This window comes from Bacillus sp. z14 (2026), assembly GCF_058313575.1.
Genome location: NZ_JBZFQK010000003.1, coordinates 88853 through 102813, shown reverse-complemented (window position 1 = coordinate 102813; position 13961 = coordinate 88853). Strand labels below are relative to the sequence as shown.

At 38.4% G+C, this 13961-nt stretch carries 13 protein-coding genes; 10 read left to right on the top strand and 3 right to left on the bottom strand.

All coding sequences use genetic code 11. The annotated features are described in order from the left end of the window. Positions 1-13: 13 nt before the first annotated feature. Positions 14-1411 carry a Fe-S cluster assembly protein SufB gene (gene sufB / locus AC4G3O_RS11570; protein WP_066106507.1) on the top strand — a complete coding sequence of 466 codons (1398 nt, stop codon included), beginning with the start codon at positions 14-16 and terminating at the stop codon, positions 1409-1411. Between the two features lie 391 nt (positions 1412-1802). Continuing rightward, positions 1803-2684 carry a mechanosensitive ion channel family protein gene (locus AC4G3O_RS11565; RefSeq protein WP_148630705.1) on the top strand — a complete coding sequence of 294 codons (882 nt, stop codon included), beginning with the start codon at positions 1803-1805 and terminating at the stop codon, positions 2682-2684. 98 nt (positions 2685-2782) lie between these two features. On the opposite strand, the gene AC4G3O_RS11560 is transcribed toward AC4G3O_RS11565, so the two are convergent. After that, positions 2783-3088 carry a c-type cytochrome gene (locus tag AC4G3O_RS11560; protein ID WP_491136205.1) on the bottom strand — a complete coding sequence of 102 codons (306 nt, stop codon included), beginning with the start codon at positions 3086-3088 and terminating at the stop codon, positions 2783-2785. 362 nt (positions 3089-3450) lie between these two features. Between AC4G3O_RS11560 and adhE the strand changes: the two genes are divergently transcribed. The 7 genes from adhE to yunB all read left to right on the top strand — a co-directional run bounded on the left by adhE (position 3451) and on the right by yunB (position 11972). Then, positions 3451-6054: a bifunctional acetaldehyde-CoA/alcohol dehydrogenase gene (gene adhE / locus AC4G3O_RS11555; protein ID WP_140461725.1), complete on the top strand. Its 2604-nt coding sequence runs from the start codon at positions 3451-3453 to the stop codon at positions 6052-6054. Positions 6055-6193: 139 nt separating this feature from the next. Beyond that, positions 6194-7039, top strand: a complete 846-nt coding sequence (locus AC4G3O_RS11550; protein ID WP_491090259.1) for a DUF72 domain-containing protein — start codon at positions 6194-6196, stop codon at positions 7037-7039. Between the two features lie 250 nt (positions 7040-7289). Continuing rightward, a complete protein-coding gene (locus tag AC4G3O_RS11545; protein WP_066106520.1) occupies positions 7290-8114 on the top strand; it encodes a sulfite exporter TauE/SafE family protein in 825 nt (274 codons plus the stop codon). A gap of 10 nt (positions 8115-8124) precedes the next feature. Then, positions 8125-9492 (top strand): bifunctional metallophosphatase/5'-nucleotidase, encoded by a 1368-nt coding sequence (locus AC4G3O_RS11540; RefSeq protein ID WP_490558753.1) that lies wholly within the window; start codon positions 8125-8127, stop codon positions 9490-9492. Positions 9493-9556: 64 nt separating this feature from the next. Then, positions 9557-9856 (top strand): YunC family protein, encoded by a 300-nt coding sequence (locus AC4G3O_RS11535; protein WP_066106526.1) that lies wholly within the window; start codon positions 9557-9559, stop codon positions 9854-9856. A gap of 180 nt (positions 9857-10036) precedes the next feature. Beyond that, positions 10037-11149 (top strand): HD-GYP domain-containing protein, encoded by a 1113-nt coding sequence (locus tag AC4G3O_RS11530; protein WP_148630710.1) that lies wholly within the window; start codon positions 10037-10039, stop codon positions 11147-11149. A gap of 49 nt (positions 11150-11198) precedes the next feature. After that, positions 11199-11972 carry a sporulation protein YunB gene (yunB, locus tag AC4G3O_RS11525; RefSeq protein WP_140461720.1) on the top strand — a complete coding sequence of 258 codons (774 nt, stop codon included), beginning with the start codon at positions 11199-11201 and terminating at the stop codon, positions 11970-11972. Between the two features lie 61 nt (positions 11973-12033). Here yunB and AC4G3O_RS11520 read toward each other — a convergent pair whose 3' ends face one another. Continuing rightward, positions 12034-13026: a M23 family metallopeptidase gene (locus AC4G3O_RS11520; RefSeq protein WP_491136204.1), complete on the bottom strand. Its 993-nt coding sequence runs from the start codon at positions 13024-13026 to the stop codon at positions 12034-12036. 242 nt (positions 13027-13268) lie between these two features. Between AC4G3O_RS11520 and AC4G3O_RS11515 the strand changes: the two genes are divergently transcribed. Further along, the gene (locus tag AC4G3O_RS11515) at positions 13269-13544 is read left to right on the top strand and encodes a YutD family protein (protein WP_066106535.1); all 276 of its coding nucleotides are present in this window, start codon (positions 13269-13271) and stop codon (positions 13542-13544) included. Positions 13545-13601: 57 nt separating this feature from the next. Here AC4G3O_RS11515 and AC4G3O_RS11510 read toward each other — a convergent pair whose 3' ends face one another. After that, positions 13602-13868, bottom strand: coding sequence for a DUF3055 domain-containing protein (locus AC4G3O_RS11510; RefSeq protein ID WP_066106537.1), 267 nt, complete (start codon positions 13866-13868; stop codon positions 13602-13604). Positions 13869-13961 lie beyond the last annotated feature (93 nt).

Below are 13961 nucleotides of genomic sequence, written 5' to 3'. Positions count from 1 at the left end.
GAGGAAGCGATCGATGGCTAAAAAAATGCCTGATATCGGTGATTATAAATATGGCTTTCATGATAAGGACGTTTCCATCTTTCGTTCTAAACGCGGTTTAACTAAAGGGATTGTTGAAGAAATCTCTCGTATGAAGAACGAACCACAATGGATGCTTGACTTCCGCTTGAAGTCTCTTGAACATTTTTATAACATGCCAATGCCACAATGGGGAGGCAATCTTTCAGATTTAAACTTTGATGAGATTACGTATTATGTAAAACCATCTGAGAAGTCCGAGAAATCATGGGATGAAGTTCCTGAGGAAATTAAACGTACATTTGACAAACTTGGTATTCCTGAAGCTGAACAAAAATACCTAGCCGGTGTATCAGCTCAATACGAATCTGAAGTTGTGTACCATAACATGAAGGAAGACTTAGAAGCAATGGGAATCGTATTCAAAGATACAGATTCCGCTTTACGTGAAAATGAAGACCTTTTCCGTGAACACTTTGCTAAAGTAATTCCGCCATCTGATAATAAATTTGCTGCATTGAACTCTGCAGTTTGGTCTGGCGGATCATTTATCTATGTCCCACCAGGTATTAAAGTAGATACACCATTGCAAGCATATTTCCGTATTAACTCTGAAAACATGGGTCAGTTTGAGCGTACTTTAATCATCGTTGATAAAGATGCGTCCGTACATTATGTAGAAGGCTGTACGGCTCCTGTTTATACAACAAATTCACTTCACAGTGCTGTTGTTGAAATCATTGTTAAAGAAAATGCTTATTGCCGTTACACAACAATCCAAAACTGGGCAAACAATGTATATAACCTTGTTACTAAACGTACAGTAGTAGATGCTCACGGTACAATGGAATGGGTAGATGGAAACATCGGCTCCAAGCTTACCATGAAATATCCAGCTTGTATTTTACGCGGTGAGGGTGCCCGTGGTATGACGCTTTCCATTGCTATTGCAGGTAAAGGTCAACACCAGGATGCAGGCGCTAAAATGATCCACTTAGCTCCAAATACATCTTCTACGATTGTATCTAAGTCAATTTCTCAGCATGGCGGTAAAGTGAGCTATCGTGGGGTTGTGCACTTTGGTAAAAGGGCTGATGGAGCACGCTCTAATATCGAGTGTGATACACTCATTATGGATAATCAATCAACTTCTGATACGATTCCATACAATGAAATCCACAATGATAATATCTCACTTGAGCATGAAGCGAAGGTTTCCAAAGTATCTGAAGAGCAGCTCTTCTATTTAATGAGCCGCGGTATCTCAGAACAGGAAGCAACAGAAATGATCGTTATGGGATTCATTGAACCGTTCACAAAAGAACTTCCAATGGAATATGCAGTTGAAATGAACAGATTAATTAAATTTGAGATGGAAGGTTCTATCGGTTAATACTGAGACAACTCTTTCCACTATATTAAGAATCCGAATTTATTTTCGGATTCTTTTTTTATCGTCTCCAAAGTTGAAGGGGAATCACCTATACCCTACCTATGGCGTAGCTATGCCCCACCTCCACCTATACCGGGGTAAAGGTGCAGGATGTGTGAAAGGTGGAGGAAGCCACCTATGACGCGGCTATGCCCCATCTTTACCGAAGGAAGAATAAGCAATGCAACTTATATTAGCCATGAACCATATAATTTAGACTCCATAGCATCTGCCTCTATTTTATTTAAATAGGTCTAATAGATTTTATTAAACAATAACACTTGGATAATAACAGAATATTTAGTAGTATTTAGTAATCCTTATATTGTTTTTATAATTAGGGAGGATAGATATGGACTTTATTAACAGGTTACAAAGTTATATCAGCATTGATTGGCCTCAACTCAAAAGTTATGGATTAACAATCCTATACACTTTTATCATCACCTATGCTTTGATTTATCTCGTCAGGTTTATTCTTCACAAGTTCTTTAAGCATACAAATTTTTTGATTGAGAAAAAGGAACAAACAATTGAATCTGTAGTACGCAACACGTCTAATTATTTGGGTTTCTTTATTATTATTCTTGCCATGATTAAACCCTTCGTGGATATCAAAAATATACTGGTTGCCGGCGGAGTGGTAGGAATTGTAGTTGGACTGGGTGCCCAAAAAATTATGACTGATCTTCTGGCAGGGTTTTTTATGATATTCGAAAAACAATTTCAGCGAGGGGATTTTGTCCACGTAAATGGGGAAATAGATGGTGGGACAGTAGAGGATATGGGATTTAGAGTGGTGAAAATCCGATTACTTAACGGAAAACTAATGACAGTTCCAAATGGTGAAATTCGCAAAGTAGAAAACGGAAATGTTGAAAGGAGAAGAATTTTTGAGAGCGTAATTGTTAGTTTCCAAGAGAATCCTGCAAAAATAGAAGAGTTACTTGCTGAGGTATGTGATGAACTCAACCAAAAGCAAATCCATTATCTCAAAACTGATTTAAAAGGAGAATATCTCGAACCCTATCAAGTTCATGGCTTATCTTCATTAGATAGCAGTCCGTATGGCTTACGATTTTCAATCAAAGCTACAGTAAGCGATGAGTACTATATGGAAGCAGCTCAAATGGCTAAGAAAGTTATGGCGCAGAAAATGTATGAAAATCGTATTGGTTTAGCATCGCAACAATTTGCCGTACAAGATAGACAAAAGGATTATATAGAACACTAAGAAATGCCGTTACGTAGTGGTAACGGCATTTCTTAGTGCTGTTTAATTTTCATTAAACCATAAACCATTGATTCCATATCTCTCTTTAAATCTCTATTCTACTTTTTCTCAGCAAGCCATGCAGCAACTTTCTCTGCATCCTCGCCTTTGATTATTCCTGCAGGCATTCCTTTCGCACCGTTATTGATTATATCCAGGATTTCATCCTTACTCATACTATTTCCGATATCCTCAAGCTTTGGTCCGGCATAGCCTTCTAAAGCATTGCCATGGCAGGAAGCACAGTTATTGGCATATATTTTTTCTTCTTCTGTTAGTGGTTTTTGCGATTCTTCTTTATTACCAGAAGAGCATGCAGTTAAAGAAAAAACTAAGCCTGCCAGTAAGAGGGCTTTATTGTACATAGGAATCATTCTCCCTTCAGTTCTATTTAAGAATTACTTTACTTGAGTTTATTATTTTGTCAATATAAAGACTTCTCTGTCAATCCGATAGAAGTGGATCTATGACAAAGGACTTAAATTCAAAAAATAATGACTACAGTTAGACAAATACATAAAGCAGGCATATAATAAGAATGTGAAGTATTTCACAATCTGTAAGGTGAAGGTGTTCACAAATTGTTTACAGACTGATTTTAAATAATCTGATAAAATTAAATTGTCAGATAGGATGTTCAGTAATTTTTTTCACTAATAGGGACGCATTTTATCCCTGTGGGACTATTTACGACCAATACTAGGTTTTCTATAAGGAGGAAATTGAAATGGCTGTTAAAGAAGAAAAAATAGAAGAAGTCCTTAAGGTATCTGAGATGATTGAAGAGTTAATCGAAAATGGAAAATCGGCCCTGCGTACATTTGAGACATTTGATCAAGAAAAAATCGATGAGATTGTTCATCAAATGGCAATTGCCGGTCTTGATCAACACATGCTTTTAGCTAAAATGGCGGTGGAAGAGACTGGCAGAGGGATTTACGAAGATAAATGTACTAAAAACATGTTTGCAACGGAATATATTTGGCACAGTATTAAATACGATAAAACGGTTGGTGTCATTCGTGAAGATCAACAAACAGGTGTCATGGAGATTGCAGAGCCTGTCGGAATTGTTGCAGGTGTCACACCAGTTACGAATCCTACTTCGACTACTATGTTTAAAGCTTTAATATCTATTAAGACACGTAACCCAATTATATTTGCTTTCCATCCATCAGCACAAGAATGCTCCAAGAAGGCGGCGCAAGTCCTGCATGATGCTGCCGTAGCTGCAGGTGCTCCTAAAGGATGTATTCAATGGATTGAGCACCCATCCATTGAAGCTACAAAGCAATTAATGAATCATAAAGATATCGCATTAGTGCTTGCGACAGGCGGAGCAGGAATGGTTAAATCAGCTTATTCTACAGGTAAGCCGGCACTCGGTGTAGGTCCTGGTAACGTACCTTGTTATATTGAAAAGTCAGCTAAAGTAAAACGTGCAGTCAATGATGTTATTTTATCGAAGTCTTTTGATAACGGCATGATCTGTGCCTCTGAGCAAGCTATTATTGTAGATGATCAGATCTATGAAGAAGTTAAACAAGAGTTTATAAAAAATAACTGCTATTTTGTAAATGATAAAGAATTAAAGAAACTTGAACGTCTTGTTATTGATGAACAATCATGTGCCGTTAATGCTCATATTGTTGGAAAATCTGCTAATGAGATAGCTGAAATGGCTGGAATTAAAGTACCTGAGCATACCAAAATAATAATTGCCGAAATTGATGGTGCAGGTCCACAATATCCTTTATCTCGTGAAAAATTAAGTCCGGTATTGGCGTGTATCCGTGTTAAATCTACGGAAGAGGGCTTTGGTGCATGTATGGATATGCTGAACTTAGGTGGTCTTGGACACTCGGCCGTTATTCATAGCACCAATGAACAAATCCAACGGGAATACGGAATAAAAATGAAAGCATGTCGTATTATTGTAAATTCCCCATCTGCTCAAGGAGGAATTGGTGACATCTATAATGCCTTCATTCCATCTTTAACACTTGGTTGTGGCTCTTATGGAAATAACTCAGTTTCTGAAAATGTATCAGCTACTCACTTGATTAACGTGAAGATGATGACACAGCGTCGTAATAATATGCAATGGTTTAAATTGCCGCCAAAAATTTATTTTGAGAAGTATTCCACACAGTATCTAGCAAAAATGAGAAGAATCAAACGTGCCTTTATTGTAACGGATCCAGGCATGGTAAGCCTTGGTTATGTTGATATTGTTAAAGAATATTTATGGAAAAATAAAGGGATTGAAGCAATCGAAATGTTTGCGGATGTTGAACCGGATCCATCTGATGAAACAGTATTCAAGGGTGCTAAATTAATGCATAGCTTTGAGCCGGATGTAATTGTCGCTCTGGGCGGTGGTTCTGCGCTGGATGCAGCGAAGGGCATGTGGTTATTCTATGAACAACCGGAAACATCATTCTTTAACATTAAACAAAAATTCATTGATATCAGGAAACGTACGTATAAATATCCTGACTTAGGTGAAAAAGCCCAATTTGTTGCCATCCCGACCACTTCCGGTACTGGTTCTGAAGTAACGCCATTTGCGGTTATTACGGATAAAGAAACGAATGTAAAGTATCCGCTGGCTGACTATGCCTTAACACCGGATGTAGCAATCCTGGATTCCCAGTTTGTCATGACTGTTCCTAAAAATATCACAGCTGATACAGGGATGGACGTTTTAACACATGCCATTGAGGCTTATGTGTCTGTAATGGCAAATGATTATACAGATGGTTTAGCCTTAAAAGCTATTGAACTAGTCTTTAATAATTTAAAAACAGCGTACCATGACGGAGCGAATGAGGAAGCTCGTGAGAAAATGCATAATGCATCCTGTATGGCAGGGATGGCCTTCTCCAATGCCTTCCTGGGTATTAATCACAGCCTAGCACATAAGATTGGAGCTGAATTCCATATCCCGCATGGCCGCTCTAATGCAATTCTTATGCCGCATGTTATTCGTTACAATGCCATTCGTCCAAGAAAACATGCGCTCTTCCCTAAATATGAATACTACTGTGCGGATGAGCGATATGCTCAAATAGCCAGAATACTGGGACTACCTGCAAGCACAACTGAAGAAGGGGTTCAGTCATTAATAGAGGCTGTCACTGAGCTGGGTAAATCATTGGAAATCGATATGAGCATTAAAGGACAAGGAATAACTCAAGAAAGATTTGAGGAAAATGTAAAAATATTAGCAGAGCGTGCATTTGAAGACCAATGTACAACTGCCAATCCAAAATTACCTCTAATCAGTGAACTGGAAGAAATCTTAAGAGAAGCGTACAAAGGAGTTTAATAATCTGGTAAAAAAGACGGCATGAAATGTGCCGTCTTTTTTGTATATAGGATTAAATGTAGTCCTCCATAACAAAGGAGCACCATTCACCAAGGATCTGTATTCATATGCTATTATATGACGTAGGAGGAGATCCTTTATGATTTATATTGGTGTAACTGGTTGGGGTGATCATGATACCCTTTATCCTTCAACTATTAAGCCTAAAGATAAGCTGGCTGAGTACAGCAGCCATTTTCCGGTAGTGGAAGTTGATGCCTCCTTTTACGCGGTACAGCCGATTAGGAACGCTGAGAAATGGGTTAAAGAGACACCTGATTCTTTTAAATTTATAGTTAAAGCCTATCAAGGAATGACGGGCCATCAGCGTGGCGATATCCCTTTTGAATCAAAAAAAGACATGTTCCATGCTTTTAAGGATTCCTTAAAGCCGTACAGTAACGCGAATAAGCTGGCCTTGGTTTTGTTTCAATTTCCCCCATGGTTTGATTGTAAAAAAGAAAACGTCAGTTATTTAAGGTATTGCAAGGAAATGATGGGCGATTGTAAGGTGGCCTTGGAATTCAGAAATCAATCATGGTTTAGTGAGAAATATCGTGAAGCAACCTTGTCTTTTATGAAAGAAGAAGGGTGGATTCATTCAATTGTGGATGAACCGCAAGCAGGCGAGGGTTCAATCCCGACAGTACCAGTTGCAACCGATTCCGAAGTTACACTTGTGCGGATGCATGGAAGAAATGTGTATGGCTGGAATAAACCGAATGATGCAAATTGGCGGGAAGTTCGATATTTATATAAATACAATGAAGAAGAACTGCTTGAATGGAGAATGAGAATCCAGGAGTTAGCAAAGGATACAAGGGATATCATTGTCTTATTTAACAATAATTCCGGTGGAGACGCCGCTGGTAACGCAAAGGAATTTCAACAAATGCTTGGGATAAGCTATCAAGATTTAAATCCGAGACAAATGGATTTGTTTTAACTTGATTCAGCAGAAGTCTCCCCACCTCGATTAGGTCGTGAGATAAATCAGTAGGAGTTCAAACTTCGACTGAATCAAGTTAAAAGCCTCCAGCGGTTGGAAGGAACATCGCAAGGATTTATTAGGCAGATACGCCTGGACGATTTTTCTCTGCAATAACGTCGAGGTGTTATTAATGATATAAACAACCGATGAGCTATAATCAAGCAGCTTTGTCTCTTTATTACTAAATCATTGGAAGGCGGATTATATGAGTTATATTTTATTAATAATTGTGGGGTTAGCTGCCGGCTTTTTCGGTTCCCTTGTTGGATTGGGCGGAGGTATTATCATCGTTCCGATTCTATTATTTTTATCAGGTGGAATCCTCGGTGCCCTCAGCCCCCAAATGGCAGTGGGTACTTCTCTGTTTACCCTGATTTTTACGGGGCTGTCTTCTACTCTTGCTTATTTAAAGCAGAAGACTGTGGACTATAAAAGTGCATATTTATTTTTGATTGGGATTGCGCCAGGCAGTTTGATTGGAGGATGGGCCAATTCCTATTTAAATGTGGATGCCTTTAATATCCTGTTTGGAATCCTTATGGTTTTCATGTCCTTTCTCCTTATGGTCAGAAATAAACTGAAGCCAAAAAAGAAGAATTTCAACGGGATGGTTACACGTACATACATAGATAAGGAAGGGCGTGAGCATCAATATGGTTACAAAAAAAGTAGCGCCATATTGGTCTCTTTTGCGGTCGGCTTTCTCTCTTCGTTATTTGGGATAGGCGGAGGCTCTTTGATGGTACCGGTTATGTTGATTGCGTTCCATTTTCCTCCCCATGTCGCTGTCGGGACATCGATGTTGTTAATATTCTTCTCTTCCATTATTGGATCCATTAGCCACATTTTTCAGGGCCATGTCAATTGGCTTTATGCATTGGCGCTAATACCGGGTGGATATATTGGAGCAAAATTGGGTGCCTTTGTAAATACGAAAATGAAAAGTACAACCTTGGTCATCGCACTCAGAATCATGCTGGTAGTAGTTGGCATAAAATTGATCTGGGAAGGAGTACAAGCGTTAATTTAGAGGTGGGAATATGAAGGAAACAATTCATTTGTTTCATATAAATGATATACATAGTCATTTTGAGCATTGGAATAAAATTGTAACATATATGAATAATCAGCAGGCGGCATATGAGGAAGCCGGAGATATTGTGTTTAAGCTCGATATAGGTGATCATGTTGACCGATTTCATCCTTTTACGGAAGGTACAATGGGAAAAGGAAATATTCAATTATTAAATGAAGCGGGCATAAACGGTGCAACGATTGGCAATAACGAGGGAATTACATTACCCCATGATGAATTGGATCATTTATATGAGGAAGCCGAATTTCCAGTTACCGTTGCCAATCTTTATAAACCTGATGGAAGCAGACCTAGCTGGGCTTTGCCATATTATATTAGGGTAACGCCTAAAGGAAGGCGTATTGCTTTTTTTGGCGTAACAGCTCCATTTACTGAATTGTATCATCTCCTAGGGTGGTCCATCACAGATCCATTTTATGAGGTCGAACGTATTATAAATGAATTAAAGGGAAAAGCAGATATTATAATTTTATTATCTCACTTAGGCTTACCAAGTGATGAGGTTATCGCAGCCAAACATCCGGAAATTTCTCTGATTATTGGAGGGCATACTCATCATATTTTGCATAGTGGAAAAAGGATTAACCAAACTCTTTTATGTTGTGCAGGTAAATATGGAATGTACGTCGGTCATGCAGAAGTAACAATAGATGAAGGATTTATTTCTACACGGGCCGGTCTTGTAGATATGCGATCGGATGGATTAACGGTAGCAGATCAGTTGATGGCAGATAAACTGTATGAAATCGGAAAGACAACTCTCAATGAAACGATACTAACTCTAGAACAGCCGTTAAAAACTGACTGGTTTCATGATTCAGATCTTTCTAAATTACTTTGCCAAGGGGTGAAGGAATGGTGTGAAGTGGACATCGCCTTATTAAATTCAGGTCTACTATTGGATGGTTTGGATGCTAAAGATGTGACTAAATATGATATCCACAAAATTTGTCCTCACCCAATTAATCCATGTATATTAACCATTACAGGAGAAAAATTAATACAAATTTTAAATTTGACTCGTAATCCCGACTGGCCTCATCTGCAAGTAAAGGGTCTTGGCTTTAGGGGGAAAATAATGGGAGCATTTGTTTATGACGGTGTTCAATTGATAGATAGGGATAATCAGAGCTGTTGGTTACATAATGGTAAACAAATTAATACACAGGAGCTGTACAGGGTGGCCATCCCTGATATGTTTACGTTTGGCCATCTTTTTCCGGAAGTCAGAGAGGTTGAGAACAAAACCTATTTGATGCCAGAATTTCTTAGAGATATTCTTGCCTGGAAATTAGCGCAGCTTGCATCTTAACGGCATTTTTTAGGGTGAGCAGCCATATACTTTATGAATGGTACTGGAATAAGGGGTGGTGCTCATGATTGAATTTGTGCCCTTTGAAATAGACGGTAAATTATATAAGGGTGTGAGTGTACAGCTTCCAAAGACATCTCTACTGGCAATTGCCGGACAGAAGGGATATATTATGTGCGGAGCACTGGATATTGGATTATTGAATGAAAGGCTCAACGAACGTAGGATTATTGCCGGAAGAGCGGTAGGGGTACGTACCCTAGAGGAATTATTGAATGCTCCGCTCGAATCAGTAACGGAAGAGGCCAAAAGAAGAGGGATTGTTCCAGGAATGCTTGGAAAAGATGCAATTCAATTTATGTAGAGCAACTCCTAAAGGGGGTGCTCTTTTTTTGTTAACGGAACTAATGAAATAGTGTAATTAAAAAACAAATTTTTATAATATATGCCAAAAAATGAAAATAATTTCAGGTTAATCTGTTATAATATAGGATAAGATGTCAAATTATAGACATTAAATCTTTTCCTAAACAGAGGTATAAAAATGAGAATCGTTCAGACAGCTTATTTAACTTCGGGTGCCGTTTTAGGAAAGCCAATCGTTGATATCAAGGGGCGTACCCTGTTGCATAAAGGTGTGCAAATTACAGATTGGCAGATTAAACGGCTGCAGAAATATAATATTCCTTATGTTTATATTGATGATATAGAAACCAGTCATATAATTCCTGAGGATATCATTTCAGATAAAATCCGAAGAGGAGCTATTGTAACAATTAAAGATACCTTTGATAATATGAAGAATGAAGTCAAGCAATCTAAAAGTATAGTCATAGAAAAGGCTGCATTGACTATGTCAAAGCTGGTTGATCAACTGACAGCCGAATTAAAAGGACATCAGGATTTATTTCATATTATTTCTGATATCTATGCATTTGACAATTATGTTTTTAACCACTCTTTAAATGTGGCACTATATTCACTGGCCATCGGTCTGGAATTAAAGTTAAAGCCAGATGTATTAAAAACATTGGGACTTGGTTCAATCTTGCATGATGTGGGGAAAATGGCCGTTCCGGAGGAAATCCTCTTTAAACCAGGAAAACTTCTGGAAAGTGAGTTCCAAATTATTAAACGGCATTCGGAAGAAGGATTCCATATACTCAGACAGGTCCACAATCTTTCATTGCTCGTGGCTCATTGTGCATATCAGCATCATGAACGGCTTGATGGCAGCGGGTATCCTCGAGGACTAAAAAACAATGAAATTTTATACATGGCTAAAATTATTGCTGTAGCAGATGTTTTTGATGCTGTTACATCTAAACGTGTGTATCGGGAAGCGATGCTGCCAAGTGAAGCTCTGGAACTGTTGTATGCAGGTACAGGTACTAAATTTGATCGGGAGATTGTGGATGCATTCAAGAGGTCGATTGCCATTTATCCAGTCGGCATCACTGTTGAATTAAATGATGGACGAAAAGGAATCGTATCTAGGCAGAATGCAGGCTACAGTGATCGCCCTGTCATAGAAGTGTATGAAAGAAATGGTGAGCAGCTCCCATTTAGATATGAAGTTGATTTGAAAATACAGCTGGATGTAACCATTAAAAAATGTGATACAACCTTCAGCAATCATACAATGAAATTAAGCTAATAAACCTCTTCTTACAAGCATAGGTATACTTGTAAGGAGGGGATTTTTTATGTATAGACGTAAACGGATTAAAAGGAAACGATCTATTATGCGGGGTCCCTTGCCGGTTAAGCATGTCCTTATTATAACATTTTTGTTCTTTATGGGAACGAGCCTAATCAGTCTTTGGATCGTGAATGCGGCTATTGAACCTACATTGATGCGTTATGCAGAATCTGAAACGAAAAAACTTACCAGCTTGGTTATTAATCAAGCAATTAAAGAAACTCTTTCCACACATAATGATATGGACAAAATTATTACAGATATACCCAAGCAGGGAGACGATATAGCTGTGGATGGAATCCAGTTTAACACAGAAATTATTAATAGAATCCGTTCGGAAACCTCTTTGCTTATCCAAAATCAATTAAGTGAAATAGAAAATGGTAATTTATCATCCTTTGACTATCTGAAGGATCGAGTAAGGGTGAAGGAAAATGGTTCAAAGGGAATTATACATGAGGTTCCGCTCGGGAAAGCAACGAATAATGCCTTGCTTGGTAATCTTGGTCCAAAAATCCCGGTGGAAATGGAAACAATCAGTGATATACAAAGTGATGTCAAAACGACCCTGGAGCCATACGGAATCAATAACGCCCTGATTAAGGTCTATTTAGAGGTTGAAGTTCATGCCCAGGTTATTATCCCATTTGCTTCAAAGCCGACGAAGATTAAAACCACTATTCCAATGGGAATGAGAGTCGTGTCCGGTCATGTTCCTACTTATTTCAATGGGAGTGGGACAGGGGGATCCCCTGCTATCCAACTACCTGCAAAATAGGGGTCTGTTCAATAGAAAAAGGCTTGAATCTTGTTTTATACAGGACCCAAGCCTTTCTAGTTTACTTTGCCTTCGCGGCTTTTTCAGCTCTTTCCCAAAGCTTTAAATACGGATATGGATTAAAGGACCATTCAGTGCGGCCGTTTTCTTTATACATCCCATAATGAAGATGAGGAGGGAATTTTCCAGATGTACCGGGGGGACCATATCCAGAGCTGCCAACACCTCCAAGGAGAGTGCCTGGTTCAACTAATTGACCAACCTCAATCCCTTTTGCAAATCCATTTAGATGTGCAAAATAATGATAGGTGTTATTGATATCACGAATGCCAATTCTCCACCCGCCAAATTTATTCCACCCCTTTAGCTCTATAATTCCATAACAGGTGGATCTTACGGGTACACCATAGCCTGCAAAAATATCTGTACCTTCATGAGAACGACGGCCACCCCAGCCACGGGCAACTCCCCATGTGCTTGTATATGTATAATGGCTGCCAAGTGGAACAGGAAAAGCTTTTTTCTGCAAATCAATGGTTTGATGTTTTTTAAATAATTGAGCATTGCTCATAATAATACTTACTGCTCGATCTCTTTTATAGTATTCCCATATACCGATACGGAAGTTATCTTTATCTACTCCATAGGATAGTAAATATTGATTTATCGCAGCTAATTGATCATATTCATTAAAGGGATCTGCTTTACCATCTTGATCACCATCAATCCCCATGCCACCAAAAAATGAAATGGTTAAAGGGTTAGTGTCTTTGGTATTTGGATTTGAGATTCCGGTCCACTTATCTGCCGGAATTAGAATACCAAGTGTATTTGGGTCCGATAGGTCTTTTCGAGCCAATCTGATACTTCGTTCATATTGATCAAAAGCAGCTATATAGTACCAAGGGAGTTGGGTGGAGTCTTCTACACGTTTGTACATTTCCATCCGTTTTTTTAATAGTTGCTGCTCATCTTGACTGGCTGATGTTTGCACAGGTATGCAGGGGGAGATATAAGCTGCCAGAATGAATAGAATCAATATACGATAGAACATTTGGAACACTCCTTTACTGTTCGTTAGTATACCGATAAATGAGGATGATTATTTTAGTAGGAAATTGGAAAGTGATTGTAAAATCTGTAAGGTAGCTCATTATAATAACAGTAGGTAAACATGGATAAAGAAAATGGAGGGCTAGAGAAATCCACATCATAAATAAAAAACTTCATGGTTATATGTGGGGAATGATATAATAAGGAAACAAATTACGGAATAAATGAGTAAGAGGTGAACAAATGATTACCATTAATAACACTCAATATGAGATTGTAGAAGAACATGGAGACGGGTTTAATGAAGAGACCTTTAAAAGCCGTTTTAGTGAGATATTGAACCGTTATGACTATATACTTGGGGACTGGGGATATGGACAACTTCGCCTTAAAGGGTTTTTTGATGACCAGAATCAGAAAGCATCCTACGATAATAAAATAAGTACCATCAAAGAATATCTGTATGAATATTGTAACTTTGGCTGTTCGTACTTTATTTTAAAGAAAACTAAAAAGTGAGTGAAAAGCCCCCAATTCTTCGTAATTGAGGGCTATTATTTCAACCGCTGTGCAGAGTTAAATGACCTCGTCTAAGAATTTTTTCCACTCCAATGCCTCATCACTCGTTATAGAAAAAGCATATTCCAAATAGCCGGGCTCCTCTAAATCGTCTGGTCCAATAATGGCGAAACGGTTCCCTTGCATATCCAACACAAGTGTTTTTCCATAGAAACGATCGGTTCTGGTTAAAGCTAGGTCAATTCTGCTGTTTTCACCCATGAAACTGACAAATCTAGTTTTTGTATCATACGTGTCATCGTAAAGAAAAAATCGCTCGGACATATGGGTTCCTCCATTTTGTTATTATCATTTGATTTTTCTAAATCCTATGGTTTTTATACTGGAGACTTCTAGTCTTATTCTAACATTTTTCAA

Excerpts from the sequence above, each read along its gene's own strand:
- sufB (WP_066106507.1), top strand. The coding sequence starts at position 14 with ATGGCTAAAAAAATGCCTGATATCGGTGATTATAAATATGGCTTTCAT.
- AC4G3O_RS11565 (WP_148630705.1), top strand. The coding sequence starts at position 1,803 with ATGGACTTTATTAACAGGTTACAAAGTTATATCAGCATTGATTGGCCT.
- AC4G3O_RS11560 (WP_491136205.1), bottom strand. The coding sequence starts at position 3,088 with ATGTACAATAAAGCCCTCTTACTGGCAGGCTTAGTTTTTTCTTTAACT.
- adhE (WP_140461725.1), top strand. The coding sequence starts at position 3,451 with ATGGCTGTTAAAGAAGAAAAAATAGAAGAAGTCCTTAAGGTATCTGAG.
- AC4G3O_RS11550 (WP_491090259.1), top strand. The coding sequence starts at position 6,194 with ATGATTTATATTGGTGTAACTGGTTGGGGTGATCATGATACCCTTTAT.
- AC4G3O_RS11545 (WP_066106520.1), top strand. The coding sequence starts at position 7,290 with ATGAGTTATATTTTATTAATAATTGTGGGGTTAGCTGCCGGCTTTTTC.
- AC4G3O_RS11540 (WP_490558753.1), top strand. The coding sequence starts at position 8,125 with ATGAAGGAAACAATTCATTTGTTTCATATAAATGATATACATAGTCAT.
- AC4G3O_RS11535 (WP_066106526.1), top strand. The coding sequence starts at position 9,557 with ATGATTGAATTTGTGCCCTTTGAAATAGACGGTAAATTATATAAGGGT.
- AC4G3O_RS11530 (WP_148630710.1), top strand. The coding sequence starts at position 10,037 with ATGAGAATCGTTCAGACAGCTTATTTAACTTCGGGTGCCGTTTTAGGA.
- yunB (WP_140461720.1), top strand. The coding sequence starts at position 11,199 with ATGTATAGACGTAAACGGATTAAAAGGAAACGATCTATTATGCGGGGT.
- AC4G3O_RS11520 (WP_491136204.1), bottom strand. The coding sequence starts at position 13,026 with ATGTTCTATCGTATATTGATTCTATTCATTCTGGCAGCTTATATCTCC.
- AC4G3O_RS11515 (WP_066106535.1), top strand. The coding sequence starts at position 13,269 with ATGATTACCATTAATAACACTCAATATGAGATTGTAGAAGAACATGGA.
- AC4G3O_RS11510 (WP_066106537.1), bottom strand. The coding sequence starts at position 13,868 with ATGTCCGAGCGATTTTTTCTTTACGATGACACGTATGATACAAAAACT.